This is a genomic window from Anaerotruncus colihominis (assembly GCF_010206195.1).
Taxonomy (GTDB): Bacteria; Bacillota; Clostridia; order Oscillospirales; family Ruminococcaceae; genus Anaerotruncus; species Anaerotruncus colihominis_A.
The window spans coordinates 80,411-103,627 of the sequence record NZ_VIQT01000019.1 but is presented as its reverse complement, the minus strand read 5'-3'; the positions used below and the strand labels follow the sequence as shown (position 1 = coordinate 103,627).

Here is a 23,217-nt window from a genome sequence, read left to right as displayed (position 1 = left end):
ATGGCGACCCTTTTTGTAGTGGGGCTTGGTCCGGGCGGCGCAGCCGGCCGGACAGAGCGCGCCGAACAGGCGCTCAGGCAGGCGGAACTGATCTGTGGATATACGGTGTATGTCGATTTAATCCGGGAGCAGTACCCTGATAAACAGGTGCTCACAACACCGATGACACGCGAGATCGAACGCTGCCGCGCCGCTTTGGAGGCGGCGGCCGGCGGCCGCAATGTTGCGATGGTGTGTAGCGGCGACAGCGGCGTATACGGCATGGCAAGCCCGCTGTGTCAGCTTTTGCCGGAATACCCCGGCGTACAGCTTGAGATCATTCCGGGTGTGACGGCGGCGCTTGGCGGTGGCGCGGTGCTCGGCGCGCCGCTGGCGCTCGATTTCGCGGTGATCTCCCTGAGCGACCAGTTGACGCCGTGGGCGGTGATCGAAAAGCGCCTGCGCGCGGCGGCGGCCGGCGACTTTGCAATGTGTCTTTACAATCCCGAAAGCCGCAAACGGCCTGGTTATCTGCGGCGCGCCTGCGACATTCTGCTGGAATGCTGTAAGGGGGAGACCGTCTGCGGATTGGTGCGCAATATAGGGCGCGCGCAGCAGAGCGCACAGATTATGACGCTTTCACAGCTGCGCGACACGCCGGCCGATATGTTTACAACCGTGTTTATCGGAAATAGCACAACCTGTGTTATCGACGGGCGTATGGTGACGCCGCGCGGGTATGAGCAGCGGTTCGGTCCGGATTTGCGCTGATTGGCCGGGCAGATCGACGATAAAGGGGTAAGATGATGGAAACAAGATGGTTGACGAACTCCACAGTGATCCGCCATCGCGGCGGAAGCTGTACCGCGGCCTGCGGTCTAAATCGAAAGGCGCTCCTTGCCGTATCGTTCGGCACAAGCTACAAAAAAACGCGCGACGCTGCGATCGGCGCGATCGAATCCGATTTACAGGCGGCCTATCCCGATTATACTGTGCACCGCGCATTTACAAGCCGGATGATCCTGAAAAAGCTCAGGGAGCGCGACGGCCTGCAAATCGACACAGTTGGAGAGGCGTTGGAACGCCTTGCCGCCGAAGGCGTGGGGACGCTCGTTATTCAGCCGACGCATGTGATGAACGGCATTGAATACGACCGGATGATGGCCGACGCCGCGCCGTATCTTTGCAGGTTTGCGGCGGTATCGTTCGGTGCGCCGCTTTTAAACAGCGCGGCCGATTATGACGCTGTGGTAAGGGCGCTGATCGCAGAGCTTGCGCCGGCGGACGATACGGCGCTTGTACTTATGGGGCATGGGACGGAGCATTTTGCGGATTCGGCTTATGCCGCGCTTGACTACCGCTTCAAGGCGATGGGGTATCCGAATGTGTTTGTCGGTACGGTTGAAGGGTATCCGATGCTGGAGCATGTGTTGGCCGGAATCCGGGCGGGAGGGTATCGAAAGGCGGTACTTTTCCCGCTGATGGTCGTCGCGGGCGACCACGCGGCAAACGATATGGCCGGCGACGAGCCTGATTCCTGGAAAAACCAGCTCCTGCGTGCGGGCTGCCAAGTACAATGCGTGCTGCGCGGCATGGGTGAATACAAAAGTATACGCGCGTTGTATACAGCGCATGCGGGCGCTGCAATCGCGGCGCTTGCCAGCGCGACCGAGCCTGCTTGAAATCCGTATTGTGATCAGATTCTGAAAAAGCGCCCGGCCGTCCAATAAAAGACGGCCGGGCGCTTTTAGGAAGCTGTGCCAAGGGGAGACGCACAGGCCTTGGCGGAAAAATTCCCGTCTGAACCGCCGTCAGAAAAGCTTGAAATTCGCCGGGATTCCTGCGCTTCCCCCCAATTGGCGCAGCTTCTAAAACTTCCAGAAAATACGGATAGCCTGCGTGGCCTGTTGGGGATCGCGTTCGTCGATTTCGATCCGGTCGATCAGCAGCGCCGCGAGCGGGCGGAAAAACCGCGCGGGCGAAAGCAGATCTTGGATCTGCTGCGCCATACAGACCGGCGGGATGTCGGGCGCTTGAACGGCTTGCGTCTCAAGAGCCGCCAGGCGCCCGCGCAGCGTGTCGGACTCCGCTTGGAACGACGCGCTCAGCGCAGAGAATTGCTCCGGGGTGATCGTGCCGTCGGTGCGGTCCAGATAGAGCGCTCGCAGAGCCGCCTCACGGCGGGCAAGCTGCGCGCGCAGCGCGGCGGCCTGCCGTCTGTCGCACCCTGTTTTCCCACCCGGTTTTTCCGGATATAACCGCGCAGGTTCGCCGGGATCGTACCATTTTGCAATCTGACCGCACAGCGCGTGCTCCACTGCGTCTGTCAAGGCGTCCAGACGGGTGGAATGCCGTGTGCACGGTGCGCCCGCCCGGTCGGACGCATAGCGTCCGCATTGCAGATAGGAACGCTTTTTCCCTTTATAGGTATGTGAAACGCGGATCATCGCCGCGCCGCACGCGCCGCAGCGAACGAGTCCGGCGAGCGGATGCGTTTGGCCGCTCCCATCGCTGCGTGCGCGCCGTGCGAGCAGGGACTGGACCGCATGGAAAACCTGCGGCTCAATGATCGCCTCGTGCGTGCCCGGTACCCGGATCCACGCTTCGCGCGGCACGCTGACGCAGAGATCCGATTTATAGCTGATTTTATGCTTGATGCCCTGCACCATTGTGCCGGTATAGAGTTCGTTATGTAAAATCCGTCCAACCGTCGCGCGGCTCCACAGCGTGCTTTTGCCGCCCGGACAGGTCCAACCGCGCGCACGCTTATAGGCGGTCGGATTTGGAATGCCGCGCCGGTTAAGCTGGGCGGCGATCTTCTGCTTACCCATTCCGGAAAGGCAGAGCGAAAAAATGAGCCGCACGGTTTCAGCTGCCAGCGGATCGATGATCAGATGGTTATGATCCGCAGGATCCTTCTCATAGCCATACGCGGGAAAGCTGCCAATATACTGCCCGGCGCGACGCTTTTGTGCAAAAACAGCCCGGATGTTTTCTGACAGGTCCTCCAGGTACCATTCATTGACAAGCCCGTTGATCTGACGGGCTTTTTTGTTGCCGCGCAGCGCCGTATCTACATGGTCGACAACTGCGATGAAACGAATCCCCCACAAGGGAAAAAGCCCGTGGATATATTTTTCCACAAGCTCCAGATCGCGTGTGAAACGCGACTGTGTTTTGCACAAAACGATTTCAAATTTTTTATCGCGCGCATCGCGCAGCATACGGTTAAAGGCTGGACGTGTGCGGTCGGCGCCGGAGCAGTCGTCGTCGCAGTAGGCTGCGTAGACCTTCCATCCGTGTGCCGCCGCGTATTCGGTCAATAGGGCGCGCTGATTTTGAATGCTTTCGCTTTCCCGCACGCCGTCGCCGTCCTCCCGGCTCAGACGGCAGTAAACGGCGCACGTCATGGCTCGCCATCCGTTGCCAGCCCTTCGCTGAGCATGGCGCGCAGATATTCATCGAGCAGCGCGCGAATCTGTTCACGCCGCGCCTGTTCCTCGACCGATTGATAGATGCTTGTAATCAGCAAGGCCGCCTTGTCCGCCATAGCCATCCCTGCCGCATTGTATGCGCAAGGGGAATCGGATATGCCCCGAGCGCATGTGACCCGCACACGGGGCACGCGCCCCCCAGCGCCCGGCGGTGAGCAATCCGCGCATGGAATTGCTCACGATCAAAAAGAAGGAAGCCCACAGCCGCTGTTTGCGGACGGCTGTGGGCCAAGCGGAGAAACCCGATTCGCGCTGGCCGCCAATTCGCGCCCAGCGCGAACTGTGCGGCGCGGCCGGCGCTCGTGGCCAGCTCCGCAGGATAGGGATTGGCGATCCCGTTTGCAAGAAAAACGCTGCCCGTCCGGTTTGCCACCGGCGAACGGACACAGACAAGAAAGAGGAGACGCCCGTGCTGTGTGTGCACAACACCAGGTTTTCAGCCTGACCAAAAGGCACGGGTCAGGAGCACCGCTCTGGACAGACTTTGAGAGGAAACTCGTTCCCATGAGCACATCTGTTGGTTAGCATTAACTAACCAAATATACTTTACCACCCTGAAGCAGGTTTGTCAATAGGGTTTTCAAAATTTTTTCGACGCGTTGCGGTTGCATCTTTTTTTCTGCATGTTATACTTAAATTCCAGACGATTCAGATGGAGGATTTTGCTGTGAAAAAAATAAAGCATACAGGAAGGCCGTCCGCTTCCAAGGAGGCGCTGTGAGCCGGCGCCGTCGCCGCGGACGCGGCGGGCAGGCTCCAATACTTCCGTTTCTGTGCGCAGGCGGTATATTTTTTGCGGCCTTTTTGGTCGCCGTGCTGCTCAACGATGCGATGGGCGGTCAGCTCCCGCTGCCGACGGCGGTGCAGATCGAATCGGCCGCCACAGACGCGCTCGACAAGCTGTATGGCGCCGCGGACCTTGTCCCGCAGCCGGTACACGTGGACGGGGAGGTGTCCGTCCACTTTATAGATGTGGGACAGGCTGACTGCGAGCTGATCCGAACGCCGGAAAGCACTGTCCTGATCGATGCGGGCGACATTGGCGGCGGAGACGCTGTTGTGGCATATCTCAGAGCGCAGGGCGTCAGCCAAATCGATCTGCTGATCGCCTCACATCCGCACGCCGACCATATCGGCGGGATGAAGGAGGTGGTCGAGGCGTTCAATATAGGGAAAATCATCTTTTCAGATGTACCCGATAAACTGATTCCGACGAGCAAGACCTATGAAAGCCTGCTCGACGCCATTGCCGCGCGCGGATATAAAATTACGAAAGCCAGGCCCCGTGCCGTCTATGATCTGGGCGGCGGCGCGTCGCTTACGATTCTGGGGCCTGTCGCCGCGTATGACGATTTGAATGAAACCTCTGTCGCGTGCCGCTTCGATTTTGGAAAGACATCGTTTTTGTTTACAGGCGACGCTGAAAAGGAAAACGAAAACGATCTCGTAGCGGCGTATGGCCCGGCACTCAAGGCGGATGTATTTAAACTCGGCCACCATGGAAGCAATACATCAAATCAGCAGAAGTTTTTGAACGCGGTCGATCCTGGAATTGTTGTCTGTGAGGTGGGGTATGATAATTCCTATGGACACCCGCACGCAGAGACGCTCGAACGGCTTGAAAAGATGGGCGTTACGCTCTATCGGACCGACCGCGACGGAACGGTTGTCATCGGCTCCGACGGCGAGACGCTGTCTGTTGTGACAGAAAGATAGCAGGTGCGGCGTTTGTTGCGAATTTATGGATAAATGTTGCATGCTTGTCGTGAAGCATTGACACACCTGATACATCGATTTATACTGGAATCAGGCAAAAAATAACGACGTCGCAACTTTAAAGGAGTGATTGCACATGGCAATTTTGGTCACAGGAGGCGCCGGTTATATCGGTTCCCACACCTGTGTGGAGCTGCTCAATGCCGGTAAGGAAATTGTCGTCCTCGATAATTTCGTCAATTCTAAACCGGAGGCGCTCAAACGCGTTAGCGACATCACCGGAAAATCGTTTAAATCGTATGAGGTTGATCTGCTGGATCGCGACGGTGTGCGCCGTGTGTTTGAACAAAATCGGATTGACGCGGTCATCCACTTCGCCGGGCTGAAGGCTGTTGGCGAATCATGCAAAATCCCTTTGCGTTATTACCATAACAACATCACCGGAACACTGATCCTCTGTGAGGTGATGGCCGAGGCGGGCTGTAAAAAGATCGTTTTTTCCTCGTCGGCGACCGTTTATGGAATGCACAATCAGGTACCGTTTCGTGAGGACATGCCGCTGTCAACGACGAATCCCTATGGCACGACCAAGCTGTTCATTGAACAGATTCTCACCGATATTCAAAAGGCTGACCAGGAGTGGAGCGTTGCGCTGCTTCGTTATTTCAACCCGATCGGCGCGCACAAAAGCGGCCTGATCGGCGAGGACCCGAACGGCATTCCAAACAATCTGTTGCCGTATATCGCGCAGGTCGCAACCGGAAAGCTGTCCGATCTGGCGGTTTACGGCGACGATTACGACACGCCCGACGGCACCGGCGTGCGCGACTATATCCATGTGGTCGACCTGGCAGTTGGCCATCTCAAGGCGCTTAACTATATTATGGACCGCACCGGCGTTGAGGCGATCAACCTTGGTACAGGCAAGGGATATTCGGTGCTCGATGTTGTCCATGCGTTTGAAAAGGCATGTGGCAAGCCGGTCAAGTACCATATTGCGCCGCGCCGCGACGGCGATATCGCCACATCCTATGCCGACGCCTCCAAGGCGAAGGAGATGCTCGGCTGGAGTGCCGGGCACACGCTTGACGAGATGTGCGCCGATAGCTGGAATTTCAGTAGGAACAATCCAAACGGCCTTTAAACACAACACAAGCCCGCGCACCGGCTAAAGCCGGTGCGCGGGCTTCGTTACTTCTGTGGACGGGCTTGCATTTTATGGGAAAAACTGATAAACTGAAGATATTCTTTGTATAAATCGTTCAATAGCTGGCAAAAAGAGGTTCAAATATGCCCACTACGCACAAAAAAAATATCCATGCCAAATCGATTTTCAGTCTGCTGTTCAGCAAGATGGTCATTGTGGCGCTGTTGATTTTGATACAGATCGCCATCCTGATACTGCTCATGCTGTTTTTGAGCGACTACTTTACCATTGTCTATGGTATTTTGTCGTTTTTAAGCATTGGTATTACAATTTGGATTGTCGGAAAGAATGAAAATCCTTCGTATAAACTGGCCTGGATCATCCCGATCATGTTGTTTCCGTTGTTCGGCGGGGTGTTTTATCTGATGTTCGGCAACCAAAGTATGCCGAAAAAGCTGGTGGACCGCATCCGGGAAGCGGAAAAAAACGAACATCGCGTCGCGCCGCCGGACGAGCCATGCGCCGGCGAGCTAAATACAAACGACCCGCAGCTCGGGCTGATTTCCAATTATATCACGCGTACCACCGGATCGCCAGTGTGGAAAAACACGCAGGCGCAGTATCTGCCGATCGGAGAAACTATGTGGGCGCGCCTGCGCGAGGAGCTGCCAAAGGCCGAACGCTTTATCTTTATGGAATATTTTATCCTTGAGGAAGGCGAAATGTGGGAGCCGATTTTTGAAATCCTCAAGCAGAAGGCGGCCGAAGGGGTCGAGGTGCGGTTCATGTACGACGACCTCGGCTCCATTATGACGCTGCCCGTCAATTACGACGTCCAGCTGCGCAACGCGGGCATACAATGCGCTGTGTTCAATCCCTTCAAGCCGCATCTGAACGCGACCATGAACTATCGCGACCACCGCAAGATCACTGTTATTGACGGCAATGTCGGTTTCTGCGGCGGCATCAATATTGCGGATGAGTATATCAATGCCTATGAAAAACACGGTCATTGGAAGGACACGGGCGTATTGCTGCGGGGAGACGCCGTCTGGAACCTGACGGCCATGTTCCTGTCCCTGTGGAACTTTACCCGCCCGACGGACAAGCTGGTTGGACAATACCGTCCAACCAGGCATTATGAGAGCGACGGTTACGTGCAGCCCTTCGGCGATTCGCCGCTTGATCATATCAATGTCTCTGAGGAGACATATATGCAGATCATCAACCGCGCCACGCGCTATGTTTATATTACAACACCGTATCTTATTCTTGACAATGAGATGGTTACGGCGCTCCAGGTGGCGGCGCGCAGCGGTATTGATGTGCGTATCGTCACCCCGCACGTCCCCGACAAGTGGCTGGTTCATCAAACGACGCAGTCCTTTTATCAGGTATTGCTCGACGCGGGTGTGCACATCTATGAGTATACGCCCGGCTTTGTCCATGCAAAAATGTATGTGTCCGATGATACAGTCGCGATTGTTGGCACAGCCAATATGGATTACCGCAGCTTTTATCTCCATTTTGAATGCGGCGTTTGCTTTTTCCGGTCGAGCGTGGTACAGGATGTGCGCGCCGATATCGAGCATTTGCTGACGCAATGCTTTGAAATTCCCAAAGATTATATCCGGCATGTGCGCTTGTGGAAACGTATTGTCCGCGCGTTTTTGCGCCTGTTCTCCCCAATGATGTAGACGATGCCGGTCCGGCGGCTTTTGGCGCTCCGCTTTTGTGGCGGGGCGCTTTTTGTAAAAAATTTTGGGGCGCCGCGGCCCTTTTCTTTGTTGGATTTTTCTGGTACAATATATTACAAGGATACGGTGGGTTTGAACCGGCCGGACAGGGGGACTGATCATGGAACAAATGTATGATCTTGCGGTCATCGGGGCGGGACCAGGCGGCTATACGGCCGCGCTGACAGCGGCAAAGCTTGGTATGCGCGTCATCGTTTTTGAAAAGCGGGCGCTTGGGGGCGCATGTTTAAATACTGGCTGCATCCCGGCAAAGGCGCTTGCCTGTTCGGCGTCGCTGCATCAGGCGTTTCAAAATTGCGCGTGGTTTGGGTTGTCGGCGTCGCAGACGGGCTTCGATTACGCAAAAATACACGCCTATAAGGATCTGTGTGTTTCGCAGTCCCGCGAGGATATCCGCGCCCAGTTTGAGGCGCAAGGCGTTGTTTATGCCGAGGGCAAAGCTGTTGTCGCGGGCGCGCGTTCTGTGCGCCTCACCGTGGCGGACGGCGCGGAACGGATATATAATGCGCGCAATATCCTGATTGCAGCGGGCGCGCGTCCAAACAGGCCGTTATTTCCGGGCGTGTTGCTGCCGGGCGTTGTGACAAGCACCGACGTTCTGACAGACAGCCGGTGGCATTACGATCGGGTGGTTGTTATCGGCGGCGGCGTGGTAGGCGTCGAGCTTGCGACCATTTTAGGCGCGCTTGGCGCGCATGTGACGATTGTGGAAAAGAAAGAACGACTGCTCGCGCCCATGGACGAGGAGCTGTCCGCCGAGCTTGAAACGCTGCTGTGCCGCCGCGGCATCGAGGTGCTGACAAACGCCAGCGTTGAGCGTGTCGCAGAAGCGGATGATGGATTGACCTGCACAATCCGTCAGGGGCAGGAGTTGTCCGCACGCGCGGTTCAGCGCGTGCTGGTGGCGGTCGGACGAAAACCGCGCGTCGAGGGGCTGATCGATGATAAAGTGCCCATCCGCGCGGACGACCGGGGTATCTTTGTTGATGAAAACTTTATGACAAGCGTGCGCGGCATCTATGCCGTCGGCGATGTGCTGGGCGGCGTTCAATTGGCGCATCTGGCGGCCGCGCAGGGGATGCGCGTCGTGGAAAAGCTGTGCGGCAAAACGCCGTCGGTGATGCTCTCAACCGTGCCAAGCTGCGCGTTTGTCGATCTGCCGATCGTGCCGAGCTGTATTTATATCGATCCGGAGATCGCGTCTGTCGGCATCACCGAGGCGGAGGCGCGCAAAAACGGCATCGCCGTGCGCTGCGGAAAATCGCAGATGAGCGGCAACGGCCGCGCAATTATTTCACATGAGGAAAACGGGTTTATCAAGCTGGTGTTTGAAGCGCACAGCCATATGTTGATCGGCGCGCAGATGATGTGTCCGCGCGCCACAGACATGATCGGCGAAATGGCGACCGCGATTGCAAATGGGTTGACCGCACGCCAGCTCCGTTATGCCATGCGTGCGCACCCCACCTTCAACGAGGGCGTCGCCAAAGCGATTCTGCCCCTGTAAAAACGGATATGTAAAGGCGCCGGACGCGCAGCCTGTAAAAATACCGGGACCTGCCCCGCTGTTCGCGGCGCAGCCTGTAAAAATACCAGGACCTTCCCCGCTGTTCGCGGCGCAGCCGACTAAAGTTTTTCGCCGAGGCCTTTTTTCAAAAAGGCCGGAAAGTTTTTCGCCGAGGCCTTTTTTCAAAAGGCCGGAAAGTTTTTCGCCAAGCCTTTTTTCAAAAAGGCTTGAGAGAGTCGAGGCGGGCGCGCAGGTTGATAAAGTCGTCGAGCGCGCCGGGCTTGTTCACAGGGTTGCGCAGCAGGGCGGCCGGGTGAAAGGTACCCATCATCATAAGGCCGTCCTTATCAAAGAATTCGCCGTGCTGGCGTGTGACCTTGAAATTCGGGTCGATCAGCGCGCAGGCGGCGACGCGTCCAAGGCAAACGATGATTTTTGGCCGGATGAACTCAATCTGCGCGTGCAGATATGGCATACAGGCTTCGACCTCGTCGCGTTCCGGGTCCCTGTTTTTAGGCGGACGGCATTTTACCATATTGGTGATGTAAACGTCATTCTGACGCGACAGCTCGACATGCGCCAAAATCTTATCAAGAAGCTGTCCCGCGCGCCCAACGAACGGCTCGCCCTGCAAATCCTCATTTTCGCCTGGACCTTCCCCGATAAACATGATTTGGGCTTGCTCGCTGCCGGCGCCAAACACAACATTGCGGCGCGTCTGGCACAGCTTGCAGCCCTGACATGTAAGCGCGGCGCTTTGCAGCGCCTGAAAGCTTTCATACATGGCGGCTCCTCCATTTTATCCCTGAATTATCTTTGACCGGGCGGCACCCTTTTCCTTCCATTGAAATGGAGCGTAGTCAAAGCTTTGCTTACAGTTTAATTGTATCGGGAACAAATGTCAAATCGCTGATTTTCATAAAAAACGCTTGAAAAAAAAGTGAACAAAGCGTACAATGAGGTTATACCATAATTTCGCAGTTGGAGGATTAAGAATATGGCAAATACGTTTATTGTTGAGACTTCCGCACGTCATCTGCATGTGACGGAGCAGGACTTGGAGACGCTGTTCGGCAAGGGCGCGAAGCTCCACTATAAAAAGGAATTGTCGCAGCCCGGCCAATATGCCTGTGAGGAGCGCGTCGATGTTGTCGGACCAAAAAAGACGATCAATATGTCCATTATCGGACCATGTCGCCCTGCAACGCAGGTTGAGGTCGCTTTGACCGACGCGCGTGCGCTCGGTCTGACGCCGCCGATCCGCGAATCCGGCCATGTTGAGGGCAGCGCCCCGTGTAAGCTGGTTGGTCCGTGCGGTGAGGTTGAATTAAAGCAGGGCGTGATTGTCGCCAAGCGTCACTGCCACTTCGATCCGGCGTTTGCCGAGCAGGTGGGGGTCAAGGACAAGGATATTGTCTCCGTTAAGATCAATACGCCCGAGCGCTCGCTCGTGTTTGGCGATGTGGTGATCCGTGTCAGCCCGGCGTTTCGTCCGGCGATGCACATCGACACCGATGAGGCCAACGCGGCCGGCTGCGCGGGCGAGGTGCTCGGCGAGGTTGTTAAATAAGCGTTCAAGGGATAAATTCGGCGGGACGGTATGGATACATGCCGTCCCGCTATTGTTTATTGTCCGCTGAGCATCGCGGAAAAGGCCCGTTTGACGCCGTCCAGGTCGGGACTGCACAGCAGCGGCAGGACAGAAACGAGCCGCTTCGGCTCGAAATCCCACCAGCGCAGGCGCAGAAGAATATTGATCAGCTCGTCGTCAAACCGCTTCTTGATGAAACGCGCGGGATTGCCGCCCACAACACAATATGGTTCCACATCCCTTGTAACGACTGCGCGTGTGGTAATGATCGCGCCGTCGCCGATTTTGACCCCGGGCATGGATGACACATTGGCGTCCAAACCAGACATCGTTGCCGACAATCGTGTCACCCTTGCGGGGCAGCTCGGATAGATGCGGCTGCGTATTCGCTTCCCAAGCGCCGCCAAAGACATTGAACGGATAGGTGGTCACGCTGCTGATGCGGTGGTTGGCCGGACCCATTATAAACTGTGTCCCCGACGCGATGGAGCAAAACTTTCCGATTACCAGCCGGTCGCCGAAGCCAGGCCAGTTAAAGAGCACATTGTTCTGTTCAAAGCCGGTCGGATCGTCGGTATCGTCATAATAGGTGTAGTCGCCTATTTCAATATTTGATGCAGTCACGACATTTTTAATAAAGCACGATGTTTTCGTTTCGTTTAAAAAGACTGCGTTCGGGTCCGGTATCTGGCTGCAATTTGGAAACATTCTAAAAACTCCTTTATCTGTTGTGATTCACCTCCTGGATATATTTATTTCTGCGGTTGCGACCGCACGCTTCTTTCGGATCTCTTTCATGAAGAACGCTCCCCGATTGATGGTTTTGCAGCGAAAAACCGCTTCAATTTTCCCGCTCACGGTTCACCTGCAAAATCATTGCAAATCGGATTGTGCCAGGCGTCAACCGTTCGGCGGCCGATCTTTTATCGCCCTGTCATGGATTCCACACATTTACAACACATTTTTCCTCCATACTGAACCACAGCAAGCTGTGAAAGGGTGCGCATTATGGACAATAAAATTCTTGTGGCGGAGGACGAGGAAAAAATCCGCCGCCTTGTTTCAAGCTACCTTGTGCGGGAGGGCTTTAAAGTTGTGGAGGCTGCCGACGGACAGCAGGCGGTCGAAAAATTTGAGGACAACGAGGACGTTGTACTGGTGATGCTTGATGTTATGATGCCGAAAAAGGATGGTTATGACGCTTGCCGCGAAATACGCGGCAAATCAAACGTGCCGATCCTGATGCTGACGGCGCGCGACAGCGAGCAGGATGAAGTGGCGGGATTCGGCGCCGGCGCCGATGAATATATCGCCAAGCCGTTTTCCCCAACCATTCTGGTGACGCGCGTTAAAAATTTGCTGCGGCGCACAAGCTCCAATGATATGAGCGATGTATCGGCCGGCGGCGTAAAGGTGCTTTACCGCGAGCGCACAGTGACGGTCGACGGCAAAAAAATCATCACAACGCCCAAAGAGTTCGACCTGCTTTATTATTTGATCCGCAACACAAATATCGTTTTGACACGGGATCAGATCATCTGTACAGTCTGGGATATGGATTATGCCGGCGACGACCGAACGGTTGACACACACATCAAATGCCTGCGCGCCAAGCTCGGTCCATATGCCAAATGCATTGTTACCGTGCGAAAGGTTGGATACAAGTTTGAGTGGCTGGAATGACTGGGGCCTCAAGCGGAAACTGTTTACAATCATCATTTTTATACTGATTGTAAATATTGTTGTGCTGTTGTTCATGGGCTCCACACTGTTTGAACGCTTTTATATCGGCAACAAGCAGGCGGAGCTTCAGCGCAGCGCCGAAAAAATCCGTGAAACCTATGAGCAGAACAGCGCCGATTTCTACGATGAAATTGAACTGATCGAAAACGAAAACGCCACTGTGACGCTGTTCGAAATCGATCCCAATGGTTCGCTTGCGGTCAAATACCACTCGCGCGCCGGTAAGGACAATATGCGCCCATGGGGCGACAAGCCGGACATGCCTGTCCCGCGCAGCGATGGGATCAACCGTTTTAAAAAAGATATGCTCGACCGCCTTCTGCGCACGGATGATGGCTACAATATCCGTGTAGAGACGCCCTTTGGACGCGACGATGTCGATGGTTCGATTACTCTGACAACACGGCTTGACGACAATCTTTACCTGTTTATGGATTCGCCGCGCGGTTATATCAAATCGAGCGCCGATCTGGCTGTGAAATATACTGCCTTTTTATCCATCGTTATTTTGCTGATCGGCTCGTGGCTGATCTATCTGGCTGTCGACCGCATGACAAAGCCGATCCGGAATATTCAGGAGGTCGCCGGCAAAATCTCCCGCCTCGATTTTTCCCAAAGCTGCCTGGCGCGCGGCAGTGATGAGGTCGCGCGGCTTGCAACTTCGATCAATAATATGTCGGATGAATTGCAGTCGAATATCAGCCGGCTGGTGGAGGCCAACGACGTCCTCAAAAGCGACTTGGAACGCCAACAGCAGACGGAACTGATGCGCCGGCAGTTTATCGCGGATGTTTCGCACGACTTTAAGACGCCGCTGACCCTGATGATCAGCTATGCGGAGGCGCTGTCCGAACAGGCGCGCGGCGAACAGGCGCAGGAATGCTGCGAGATCATTATCGGCGAGGGGAACAAGCTGTCTGCGATGGTGGGCCGTCTGCTCGAGCTGTCGCGCCTTGAAAGCGGCGTGGCCCGCGCTGAAAAGTCAATCTTCTGTTTAAGCGAGGTGCTTGACGAATCTGTGCGCAGCCTGCGTATCCTGACCGAGCGGCGCGCCATCCAGGTGCGCCGCTGCCTGGACGAGGAATTTATCGTCTGCGCCGATTACACCAAGATTGACCAGGTGGTGACAAACCTGTTTGAGAACGCCGCGAAGTATGCGCCGGAGGGAGCTGTGGTTACGCTGCGCGCGCAGCGCGCTGGAGGGGACGCCTGCCGCATTTTTGTGGAAAACACTGGTTCGCAGATTCCGCAGGAGGATATCAATGGCTTGTTCGACAGTTTTTACCGCGGCGACAAGGCGCGTTCCAACGATGGGCAGAGCTATGGCCTGGGCCTTGCGATTGTACGTGGGATTATGGATGTGCACGGGCGGCCGTACGGTGTGGAGAATATTGAGGGCGGCGTGCGTTTTTGGTTTGAACTGGAGCTGGCCGACATTGACGATGCCGATGACAGCGGCGAGGATTTAGCGGAGAGAGAACCGTAAACATCAAAAGACATCCTGAAGGAAGCGCCGGGATGTCTTTTTTTCTTCAGTTGAGGCAAAAAGTTGACATCCTATGGAATTTTGAATCGTCCTGCGCTATAATAAATCCATATAAAAGACAAAAGCGGTACAGCGTCAAAGCGCAAAAGCGCCGATGCTGCGCAGTCAAGAGGTGTATTATGCAGGAACATCACGGTGCGCGCAGAGCGCAGTTTGGCAGCAAGATCGGCTTTATTCTGGCCTCGGTCGGTTCGGCGATCGGCATGGGAAATATCTGGATGTTTCCCTACCGCGTGGGGCAGTATGGCGGCGCGGCATTTTTAATTCCCTATTTTCTGTTTGTGGCGCTGTTCGGCGCAGTGGGACTTTCGGGCGAATTTGCGTTTGGGCGGCTGACGGGGACAGGGCCTGTCGGTTCCTATGATTATGCGATGCGCTCACGCGGTTTGCGCGGTGGGAAACTGCTTGGCGCGATTCCGCTGCTTGGCTCGTTCGGTATCGCGATCGGTTATTCCGTCATTGTGGGATGGGTGCTGCGTTCAGCCGCCGGCGCTGTGACAGGCGGGTTGTTTGCGGCCGATTCGGAGACGTTTTTTTCTCAGATGACGGGACGCTTTGGAAGCGTACCGTGGCATCTGATCGTTGTGGCGCTGACAGTGCTGTTTTTAGCGGGCGGCGTCATCAAGGGGATTGAAAAAGTCAACCGTGTAATGATGCCGGCGTTTTTTATTCTGTTCATCATCATTGCTGTGCGTGTCGCATTTCTGCCGGGAGCGGGAGAGGGATATCATTATCTGTTTGTTCCCAAATGGAGCGCCCTGCTTGATATGCGCACCTGGATCATGGCGATGGGACAGGCGTTTTTCTCCCTGTCGATCACCGGGTCCGGAATGATTATCTATGGCAGTTATCTGGCCAAAACAGAGGATATCCCCCATGTCTCCGCGATGACGGCCATCCTCGACACACTGGCCGCGCTGGTCGCGGGTTTCGCGGTGATCCCGGCTGTTTATGCGTTTGGCCTTGACCCGCGCTCCGGACCGCCGCTGATTTTTCTGACGCTTCCCAAGGTTTTCGCGCAGATGCCTGCGGGGAGGGTGTTTGCGGCGCTGTTTTTTGTATCGGTATTTTTTGCGGGCGTCACTTCGCTGATCAATATGCTGGAGGTGTGCGGCGAGGCTCTCAGCCGCCATCTGCGTCTTGGGCGCCTGCCGGCTCTGCTTATAACGGGAGTAATTGTGTTCGGCGCGGGCTTGTTTATTGAATATGAGCCGTATCTCGGCCGATGGATGGATGTGGTCACGATTTATATCGTACCGATCGGCGCTCTGCTCGGCGCGATCATGATTTATTGGGTGCTTGGTATGGACAAGATCGGCGGGGAGCTGATGACAGGCCGTAAAAAGCCGCTTCTGCGCGGGTTTGCATTTCTGGCCAGATATGTCTATATTTTTCTTGCCGGCGCGGTAGTCGTATGCAGCTTTACAATCAAGGGAGGCATCGGCTGATGCGGCTTGCGGCGATCGCCTGCCGTGTTTTCACACGTGAGCTGAGCGCGGTTGTCGCCAGGTGCCCGCATCCGGTCGAGGTCAGTTGGCTGCCGCAGGGCTTGCACGACACGCCCGATTTGCTGCGCGCGCGGATTAACGGGACAATTGACGCGATCGAACGCGCTGACGCCGAGGCGCCCGCCCGCCGCCGGTTCGATGCAATCGTGCTTTGCTATGGCCTGTGCGGCGGCGGACTTGACGGTGTGCGCGCGGCCCGGTTGCCGTTGGTTGTGCCGCGCGCCGACGATTGTATCGGTATATTGCTTGGCTCTCAAAAGCGGTATCTTGATTATCTGGCCGCGCGCGCCGGGATCTACTGGTATACGCCCGGTTGGATCGAATATGCGGACACGCCCTCGCGCGTCTATTATGACGCCAAGCTGCGCGACTATACCGCACGGTTTGGCGCGGATAACGCGCATTGGCTGTTGGAGCAGGAAAACACCTGGATTGACGCCTATGAGAGCAGCGTTTATATTGCGCCGCCTGCCTGCCCTTCCAGTGCGTTTGAAGCGTTTGCGCGTGACGCCGCGCGCACATATGGCTGGCGTTTTGAGACGGCTTTGGGCAGCGCCGCCTGGCTGGAGGCCCTGCTTTCCGGCGACTGGGATACGCGCCGCTTTGCCGTCTGCCCGCCGGGCAAAACCCTCTCCCGCACCTACGACCCGCAAATTTTCCCGCTTTTTTGAAAAAGCTTGGCAAAAAACTTCATACCTTTTTTGAAAAAAAGGTATGCCAAAAAACTTTAGTCGGCTGCGCCGCGAATAGTGGGGCAGCCGCTGCGTTTATACAGGCTGCGCCGCGAACAGCGGGTTTGGAGCTGCGTTGGCAGGGTTTTGCGCCGCTTGGCGGCTCAAAAATTATATTGCGGTGCGCCGGCATGGGGCGGCGTACCATCCGCAATCGAGGTTTTGATATCTGGCAAGATCACACCGTCAAGCGAGTCGGCGTCAGATGAACAGTGGATCAATTCGATCTGTCCGCAGCGGTCCGCCGCAAAATCAGCTACCTGCTTCATCAGCGTCGATTTTCCGGCGCCGGGGCCGCCCTTGATCACAAATTCACGCCATCCGTCCTCAGGATCAGCGAGCTGGTCAAAGCGGGAAACGAAGCCCTGCGGCGTGTTTGCTCCGAGAAAAAAGCGCAGGGGCTTTGTGGTATCACTCATATAAAGACCCATTCCTTTCGCATCTTGATGAAAGCCGCGGACGGCCGGCGCGAAGCTGCTGCGCCTTTTATAACCGCGCGTTTTTCTGCGTGCACCGCCCAAAACAGCCGTTATTTCATCGTATTCCCACATGTGAAATTTGGTTCGTTAAAAAAACAGATCAAAGCCAAAATCCCGGAGAAGGGGCGGGACCGCCGGCCTTTTTCCGCTGCTTTCCGGCAAAAGGCTCCCGTATCACGGTAGCGTGATACGGGAGCCTTTCTTTATCCGTTTAGGGCTTGTTTGAAAGTAGAGGAATTGCCGGATTTTTCGCAAACAGCAGGAGAACGCAAGGCAAAAAACGAAGGTATCCTTTCGGATTCTGAGGCTTTTTAACGCGGCGTTCGCTGCTGTTTGTAGAAAAAGACGGGTATTTTGATTTTTCAAACGGCCCCTAGTCGTATGGACGCCAGACGCGCGCCCGCAGATCATCGGGCAGACGTTCGAGCGGAACCAGCACCGAGCCAATACTCGCATCGTCAAACCACAGGGTCACATATGCGACAGGCTCGCCGTAAACCCAGCGCGGGACGGCGGCCTGTAGGAAGGCCTGGATATCATCCGGGTCCTCAAACAGGGAAACATTCGAGCTGTCCAGGCTTTGCGTCTGCCCGGCGGCGGAGTCGGCAGGCGCAGCCGTGTCCGCCGGCTGTTGCAGCTCGTCGACCAAAGCCTTGAACTCTGCGTAATTTTCAGTGGAGCCGACCGCGTTATACGTCTGAATATACGCGCCGCTGCCTCCCATAAAGGCCGTATCGGCGAAGGCGCCTGCCGCAATACACCGTGCAGGGGGGAGCGCGATTTCATCGAGCACGCCCTTTTCACGCAAAAAACGCAGCGTATTCGGCATTTTGTCAGTGACCGCGAACACGCCGCTGCTGGCAAAACGTTCGGCGCCTTCGGGCGGGAGGTCGGCGAGAAACTGAATGTTGGCGATCAGGGAGCCCTGCGGGCGTGCGATTTCCTCTGCTGTTCTGGCCAGAAGGTCGGCCTGCATGGCGTCAAAGAGCGCCTGCGAGTCGGCCGCCGGCCAGCTCTTTTGGACATATTTACTTTTATACGCATTGGAGATGGTCCATGAGGTCACGTCACTGCCGCGGTTAAAGAACGCAGGCTGCGTCTGTGCGAGAAACTCCGGCTGTGTCTCCAGCGGGAGCAGCTCCAAAAAGGCGCTGACACTTGCGCCGTAATAGCTGCGCTTGACCGTCCGTCCGTTTTTAAGGCGGTAGGTGATGTTTGTATACCCGTATACATACGGATCGTCCGGAGCGTCCTCCAACCAGGAATCCGAGTACTGTTCGCCCTGTTCAACAATCCGTTGGTGAAATGAGAGCACACGGTCGATGCCTTGCGGCTCTTTGAGCAGGACATAGCCGATATACTCCGTTTGAAGCGCGGCAGGATTGCTAAACGGTTTCACGCGCATCACGCTTGACTGCTCGCCGTCGGCGCCATGATAGCTGATTTCGACGGCCGACACCCCGCTGGCGTCAGGCACGCGCTGCTCATATCCAAGACCGCCGGTGATCGGGATCAGCGTCAGCAGAGTAACGGCGGCCGTCATGGCGGCGCCGGCCGGCAACCGCCTGACAAGCGATTTAAAGCCGCGGCTCAGCACGGACTCCAGCACCATGTAGGAGAGAAAACCAGCGATTGCGGTCCACATCACCATATATGGGGCGGCGCGCTCCGGGTCCTGCACAAGATAAGTGAACAGCCCGGCCATACCACCGCAGACAGCCACGCCGAACAGCTTGACAATGAGCTGAAGCACGCCGCGGGAAGCAGTCGTTTCGGCGATTTCCGTGCGGCGCATGCGGTAGAGCCGGCGGGCCGCCAGAAGGACAAGCGCGCCGGCGGCGAGCCAGACCAGCAGGGCCACGCCGCCTTTGACGGCTATAGCCCCCCGCTCGGATCCATACGTCATACCGTCCAGGATGCGCATAGCCGCGAGCGTAACCGGCGAGAGGTAACCCGGCACGCGTATCCCGCCGCCGCCCCAGCCGAACAGAAACGAGTCTGCCAGCGCCAGGCCGATCCAGGACACGACCGGCGGCGCGACAAGCAGCGCCCCGGAGAAGATAAAGGAGTCGAACACCGTGCCGGTGCAGACGCAGACGAATGTCGTCACAGCGTAGATGGCAAAGGTGCAGACGAGCCACCCGAACAGGTCGAGCAGCAAAAAGGCCAGGTGGCTTGGATCCGGCCCAAACCGGATCGCCTGCATCACGCCGACGAGCAGCGTGGAGCCTGCCAGGGGGACGGCGATAATTGTCATGGCCGTGGCTGCGTGGACCAGCAGCAGCGTGCCGCGTGTGACTGGCAGCGCATGATAGACGTCGGCCGCCTTTTTCGAGTGCATATAGCTGTTGAAAGCGAGCGCCAGCACAAGCGGCGCGAGCAGGACAATGGGCGTGAGGATCAGGCCCGTCAGGATCGTATAATTTTCAGCGAAGCCATACAGTTGATAGATGGAGGTGACTGCGTCTGTGCGCAGAGGCTTAAACGCCTCCAGCGCATACTGGAGCGGATAAAAAACGGCGACCAGCGCCGAGAGCAGGTACAGATAGCCGCGGCTGCGCCGCAGGGTCATGCGGTACAGGCCGAAAAAACGGCCGGACTCAGAAAAGAATGCTGTTGTAGTCATAACCGACCGCCTCCATTTCATGAATAAATACTTCCTCAAGCGTCAGCGGGACACCCTCCGCAAACACAGCGCCCCGCGCGAGCAGAAAATCGGCGGCGCTGCCCGAGGAGCCGCGTACCACCAGGCTGATCATACTGCCGCTGTGGGAGGACTGCAAAACGTCAAGCCCGCGCAGCGTCTCGTCGCTGACGCCCTGTGGGAATACTGCCTGCACCTTGCAGAAGCCGAGACGCAGCTCGTCGATCTCGCGCTCGAACAGGATATGCCCCTGATGCAGCAGGCCGACATGGTCGCACAGGTCCTCCAATTCACGCAGGTTATGGCTTGTGATAAGCACGGTCATCCCATATTCGGCCACACCGTCGGAAAGAAGCCTGCGCGCCGCGCCGCGCGCGACCGGGTCAAGCCCGTCAAACGCCTCGTCGAGCAGCAGAAGTTTCGGACGGCAGGCAAGCGCCAGCACAAGCGCCGCCTGACGCTTCATCCCCTTTGAAAATGTCGCCAGCTTTGCGGCCGGATCGAGCGGAAATACGCCGAGCAGACGCTCGAACCGCTCCTGTGAATAGCCGGGGTAGGATTGGGCGTAAAAGCGCGCCATATCGCGCAGGCTGCTCTGCGGCAGAAAATACAAATCGTCCGCGACAAAAAAGATCGTCTGCTTGACCGCGGTATTTTCATAGACCTTCTGTCCGTCGACGGCGATGCTGCCGCCGTCCGGCATATAGACGCCCGCACAGAGCCGTAAAAACGTCGACTTGCCCGAACCATTGGAGCCGACAAGCCCATAGACACTGCCGCTTGGGATACTTGTGCTCAGAGATGAAAGCGCAGTGAAGTCGCCAAAGCATTTGAAAAGGTTTTGCGCCTCTATCATACGTTCGCCTCCTTATAGACATGTTCAACCGTTTCGAGCGCCTGTGCGCGGGAGACGCCGGCACGCCGGCCGCTTTCGAGCGCGTCGCGGATTTTCTCCAGGCTGCGCATGCGCAGCGTATCGCCGGCGCTGTCGCCGCCGGCGATAAAACTCCCCTTGCCGGCCACGGAACAGATGACGCCGCGACGCTCCAGTTCCTGGTAAGCCTTTTGGACTGTATTGGGGTTGATGCCCAGATCGCGCGCCAGCGCGCGCACGGATGGAAGTTGCTCGCCCGGTGCGAGCGCGCCAAGCGCCACAAGCTCCGACATGCGGTAAATAAGCTGCTCATAGATCGGCTGGCGGCTTTGCAGGTCGATGGTCAGCACGCTGCTGCCCCCCTTTCAATCGGGTGTATTTAGTGTACTAGATCGATTAGTACGGTTTGAGTATACCACATCCCGCGCACCGTTGCAACCACTTTTTTCACATGCCAAAGGATCCTTTTTAAAGCTTTTATGAATTTTTTCCAATAGGTTTGACAGCCGTGAAAATGATGGTATACTTTAAAAAGATAATTGGCAAATTGATTTCCTTTTCCATGCCGCGCCCTCTTGAAAGCGATGCATGGAGAGGGTGTGAGGTTGGATTTTCATATGAGAAAAACAAAAATTGTCTGTACGCTTGGCCCTGCTTCCGACAGCGAGGAACGCATCGCGCAGCTCATCAGTGCGGGCATGAACGTGGCGCGCTTCAATTTTTCGCACGGCACGCATGAAAGCCATCGCGCCACCTTTGAACGCATCTGCCGCCTGCGCGAACAGATGGGCATTCCCGTGGCTACGCTGCTTGATACGAAGGGGCCTGAGATCAGGCTCGGCCTGTTTAAGGGCGGAAAAGCGCAGCTTGACGCGGGAAGCCGTTTTACGCTGTGCGCCGGGGAATGTGAGGGCGACGCTTCACATGCGTCGATCACCTTCCCGGGGCTGGCTGCGGATGTTAAGGCGGGCGGCACAATCCTGCTCAACGACGGCGCGATTGAGCTGCGCGTCGTGGGGGTACGTGAGGGCGCCATCGAATGCGACGTTGTCAACGGCGGCGTCATCTCCGATCATAAGGGCGTCAACGTTCCCGGCGTCCATCTGTCAATGCCGTATGTCAGTGAGCGCGACCGCGCGGATATCATGTTCGGCGCCGGGCTGGGGTTTGATTTTATTGCGGCTTCGTTTGTGCGCTGCGCCGATGACATCCTTGAGATCCGTCAAATACTGGAGCGCCAGGGCAATGAAAAAATCCGCATCATTGCAAAGATCGAAAACGCTGAGGGCGTGGGCAACATCGACGATATCCTGCGCGTCAGCGACGGCATCATGGTCGCCCGCGGCGATATGGGCGTCGAGGTTCCATTTGAAGAGGTGCCGATCCTTCAAAAGATGCTGATTTCCAAGTGCTACAACACCGGCAAGATGGTCATCACGGCGACACAGATGCTGGAGAGCATGATTCACAGCCCTCGTCCCACCAGAGCCGAGGCGGCCGACGTGGCCAACGCGATCTATGACGGGACAAGCGCGATTATGCTTTCAGGGGAAACGGCCGCCGGCGATTACCCGATCGAGACTGTTTCCACAATGGCGCAGATCGCCGAGCGCACCGAGCGCGACATCAATTATCAAAAGCGGTTTTTCGCCCGCTCGGGCGAACGCGTGCCCGACATCACAAACGCAATTTCACATGCCACCTGTACGACGGCTTATGATCTGGGCGCGGCGGCGATCATTACAGTCACCTGGTCCGGGACGACGGCCCGTATGCTCTCCAAGTTCAGGCCGGATATCCCGATCATCGCCTGCACGCATATGCCGCATACTTACCACCAGCTCGCGTTGTCGTGGGGCGTCACGCCGCTGCTGGCTGACGTCAAGCAGAGCACGGACGATCTGTTCGCTCATGCGGTAGAACGCGCCCAGGACGCCGGTTTTGTGCGCGACGGCGATATTGTTGTAATCACGGCAGGCGTCCCGCTGGGAATCAACGGAACGACCAATCTGCTGAAGGTACATGTTGTGGGCGATATCCTTGTAAGCGGGCAGGGCGTCAACGGGCGTTGCGCGTTCGGCAGGCTGTGCGTCGCGCGTACCGACGAGGAGGCGCTCTCCTCCTTTAACGACGGGGATATCCTGGTGGTGCCGCAGACTTCAAACGAGCTGCTGCCCATTATGAAAAAAGCGTCCGGCATTGTGACCGAGCGCGGCGGGCTCAATTCACACGCCGCGATCGTCGGCATGGCGCTTGACATCCCGGTGATTGTGTTTGCGGAAAATGCGACCTCGATCCTCAAGTCGTCTACGATTGTTGAGATCGATGCGGCCGCCGGCACCGTCAGCAACCGCACACGCACGGAGCGGGGCGGACAGAAAAAGGATAACAGCCCTGTGGCCTGTTCCCGCGCGTAAGCGGGTTCTGGGGCCGGGGCATATGGAAAAAAACATAGGGCGCGCCGTAAAATAGTCCGCTGCGCCCAGTATAAAGGAGTTCAG

At 56.6% G+C, this 23,217-nt stretch carries 19 protein-coding genes and 1 pseudogene; 12 read left to right on the top strand and 8 right to left on the bottom strand.

Annotated features, from left to right (window positions below; genetic code table 11):
• Together cobJ and FMM72_RS13430 are read left to right on the top strand one after the other, a co-directional pair.
• Positions 1-750 carry a precorrin-3B C(17)-methyltransferase gene (cobJ, locus tag FMM72_RS13435; protein WP_243157816.1) on the top strand — a complete coding sequence of 250 codons (750 nt, stop codon included), beginning with the start codon at positions 1-3 and terminating at the stop codon, positions 748-750.
• Positions 751-782: 32 nt separating this feature from the next.
• Positions 783-1,661, top strand: coding sequence for a sirohydrochlorin cobaltochelatase (locus FMM72_RS13430; RefSeq protein ID WP_162221706.1), 879 nt, complete (start codon positions 783-785; stop codon positions 1,659-1,661).
• Between the two features lie 186 nt (positions 1,662-1,847).
• Here the strand turns inward: FMM72_RS13430 and FMM72_RS13425 are convergent, their stop codons facing one another.
• Positions 1,848-3,389: a recombinase family protein gene (locus FMM72_RS13425; protein ID WP_162221705.1), complete on the bottom strand. Its 1,542-nt coding sequence runs from the start codon at positions 3,387-3,389 to the stop codon at positions 1,848-1,850.
• Positions 3,386-3,529 carry a hypothetical protein gene (locus tag FMM72_RS13420; protein ID WP_160208797.1) on the bottom strand — a complete coding sequence of 48 codons (144 nt, stop codon included), beginning with the start codon at positions 3,527-3,529 and terminating at the stop codon, positions 3,386-3,388. Before FMM72_RS13420 ends, FMM72_RS13425 begins: the two co-directional genes overlap by 4 nt.
• Before the next feature lie 661 nt (positions 3,530-4,190).
• Here FMM72_RS13420 and FMM72_RS13415 point away from each other — a divergent pair.
• From FMM72_RS13415 to lpdA, 4 genes are all read left to right on the top strand, one after another.
• The gene (locus FMM72_RS13415) at positions 4,191-5,189 is read left to right on the top strand and encodes an MBL fold metallo-hydrolase (RefSeq protein ID WP_162221704.1); all 999 of its coding nucleotides are present in this window, start codon (positions 4,191-4,193) and stop codon (positions 5,187-5,189) included.
• A 136-nt stretch (positions 5,190-5,325) separates the two neighbouring features.
• The gene (galE, locus tag FMM72_RS13410; RefSeq protein WP_162221703.1) at positions 5,326-6,333 is read left to right on the top strand and encodes a UDP-glucose 4-epimerase GalE; all 1,008 of its coding nucleotides are present in this window, start codon (positions 5,326-5,328) and stop codon (positions 6,331-6,333) included.
• A gap of 146 nt (positions 6,334-6,479) precedes the next feature.
• Positions 6,480-8,033 (top strand): cardiolipin synthase, encoded by a 1,554-nt coding sequence (gene cls, locus FMM72_RS13405; protein WP_160208800.1) that lies wholly within the window; start codon positions 6,480-6,482, stop codon positions 8,031-8,033.
• A 160-nt stretch (positions 8,034-8,193) separates the two neighbouring features.
• Positions 8,194-9,600, top strand: coding sequence for a dihydrolipoyl dehydrogenase (gene lpdA, locus FMM72_RS13400; RefSeq protein ID WP_162221702.1), 1,407 nt, complete (start codon positions 8,194-8,196; stop codon positions 9,598-9,600).
• Positions 9,601-9,817: 217 nt separating this feature from the next.
• Here lpdA and FMM72_RS13395 read toward each other — a convergent pair whose 3' ends face one another.
• Entirely contained in the window at positions 9,818-10,384 is a 567-nt protein-coding gene (locus tag FMM72_RS13395; protein ID WP_162221701.1) for a uracil-DNA glycosylase, read from the bottom strand.
• A gap of 213 nt (positions 10,385-10,597) precedes the next feature.
• Here FMM72_RS13395 and FMM72_RS13390 point away from each other — a divergent pair, with 213 nt between their 5' ends.
• The gene (locus FMM72_RS13390; RefSeq protein ID WP_024731002.1) at positions 10,598-11,170 is read left to right on the top strand and encodes a PduL/EutD family phosphate acyltransferase; all 573 of its coding nucleotides are present in this window, start codon (positions 10,598-10,600) and stop codon (positions 11,168-11,170) included.
• Between the two features lie 56 nt (positions 11,171-11,226).
• Here the strand turns inward: FMM72_RS13390 and FMM72_RS13385 are convergent.
• Positions 11,227-11,899: pseudogene (locus FMM72_RS13385) on the bottom strand (CatB-related O-acetyltransferase).
• A 300-nt stretch (positions 11,900-12,199) separates the two neighbouring features.
• On the opposite strand from FMM72_RS13385, the gene FMM72_RS13380 reads away from it, so the two are divergent.
• The 4 genes from FMM72_RS13380 (at position 12,200) to FMM72_RS13365 (ending at position 16,659) form a co-directional block, all read left to right on the top strand.
• Complete coding sequence (locus FMM72_RS13380; RefSeq protein WP_006873975.1) at positions 12,200-12,874, top strand: response regulator transcription factor; 675 nt, start codon at positions 12,200-12,202, stop codon at positions 12,872-12,874.
• Positions 12,858-14,420 carry a sensor histidine kinase gene (locus FMM72_RS13375; protein WP_162221700.1) on the top strand — a complete coding sequence of 521 codons (1,563 nt, stop codon included), beginning with the start codon at positions 12,858-12,860 and terminating at the stop codon, positions 14,418-14,420. The genes FMM72_RS13380 and FMM72_RS13375 overlap by 17 nt, the downstream gene beginning before the upstream one ends.
• Before the next feature lie 179 nt (positions 14,421-14,599).
• Positions 14,600-15,928 (top strand): sodium-dependent transporter, encoded by a 1,329-nt coding sequence (locus tag FMM72_RS13370; protein WP_160208805.1) that lies wholly within the window; start codon positions 14,600-14,602, stop codon positions 15,926-15,928.
• Positions 15,928-16,659, top strand: a complete 732-nt coding sequence (locus FMM72_RS13365) for a DUF1638 domain-containing protein (RefSeq protein WP_160208806.1) — start codon at positions 15,928-15,930, stop codon at positions 16,657-16,659. Before FMM72_RS13370 ends, FMM72_RS13365 begins: the two co-directional genes overlap by 1 nt.
• Before the next feature lie 164 nt (positions 16,660-16,823).
• Here FMM72_RS13365 and FMM72_RS13360 read toward each other — a convergent pair whose 3' ends face one another.
• From FMM72_RS13360 to FMM72_RS13345, 4 genes are all read right to left on the bottom strand, one after another.
• The gene (locus tag FMM72_RS13360) at positions 16,824-17,138 is read right to left on the bottom strand and encodes a hypothetical protein (protein ID WP_160208807.1); all 315 of its coding nucleotides are present in this window, start codon (positions 17,136-17,138) and stop codon (positions 16,824-16,826) included.
• 433 nt (positions 17,139-17,571) lie between these two features.
• Entirely contained in the window at positions 17,572-19,824 is a 2,253-nt protein-coding gene (locus FMM72_RS13355) for a hypothetical protein (RefSeq protein ID WP_162221699.1), read from the bottom strand.
• A complete protein-coding gene (locus FMM72_RS13350; protein ID WP_162221698.1) occupies positions 19,799-20,698 on the bottom strand; it encodes an ABC transporter ATP-binding protein in 900 nt (299 codons plus the stop codon). Before FMM72_RS13350 ends, FMM72_RS13355 begins: the two co-directional genes overlap by 26 nt.
• A complete protein-coding gene (locus FMM72_RS13345) occupies positions 20,695-21,066 on the bottom strand; it encodes a GntR family transcriptional regulator (protein WP_162221697.1) in 372 nt (123 codons plus the stop codon). The genes FMM72_RS13350 and FMM72_RS13345 overlap by 4 nt, the downstream gene beginning before the upstream one ends.
• A 267-nt stretch (positions 21,067-21,333) precedes the next feature.
• On the opposite strand from FMM72_RS13345, the gene pyk reads away from it, so the two are divergent.
• Positions 21,334-23,133 (top strand): pyruvate kinase, encoded by a 1,800-nt coding sequence (gene pyk, locus FMM72_RS13340; RefSeq protein ID WP_162221696.1) that lies wholly within the window; start codon positions 21,334-21,336, stop codon positions 23,131-23,133.
• Positions 23,134-23,217: the final 84 nt, after the last annotated feature.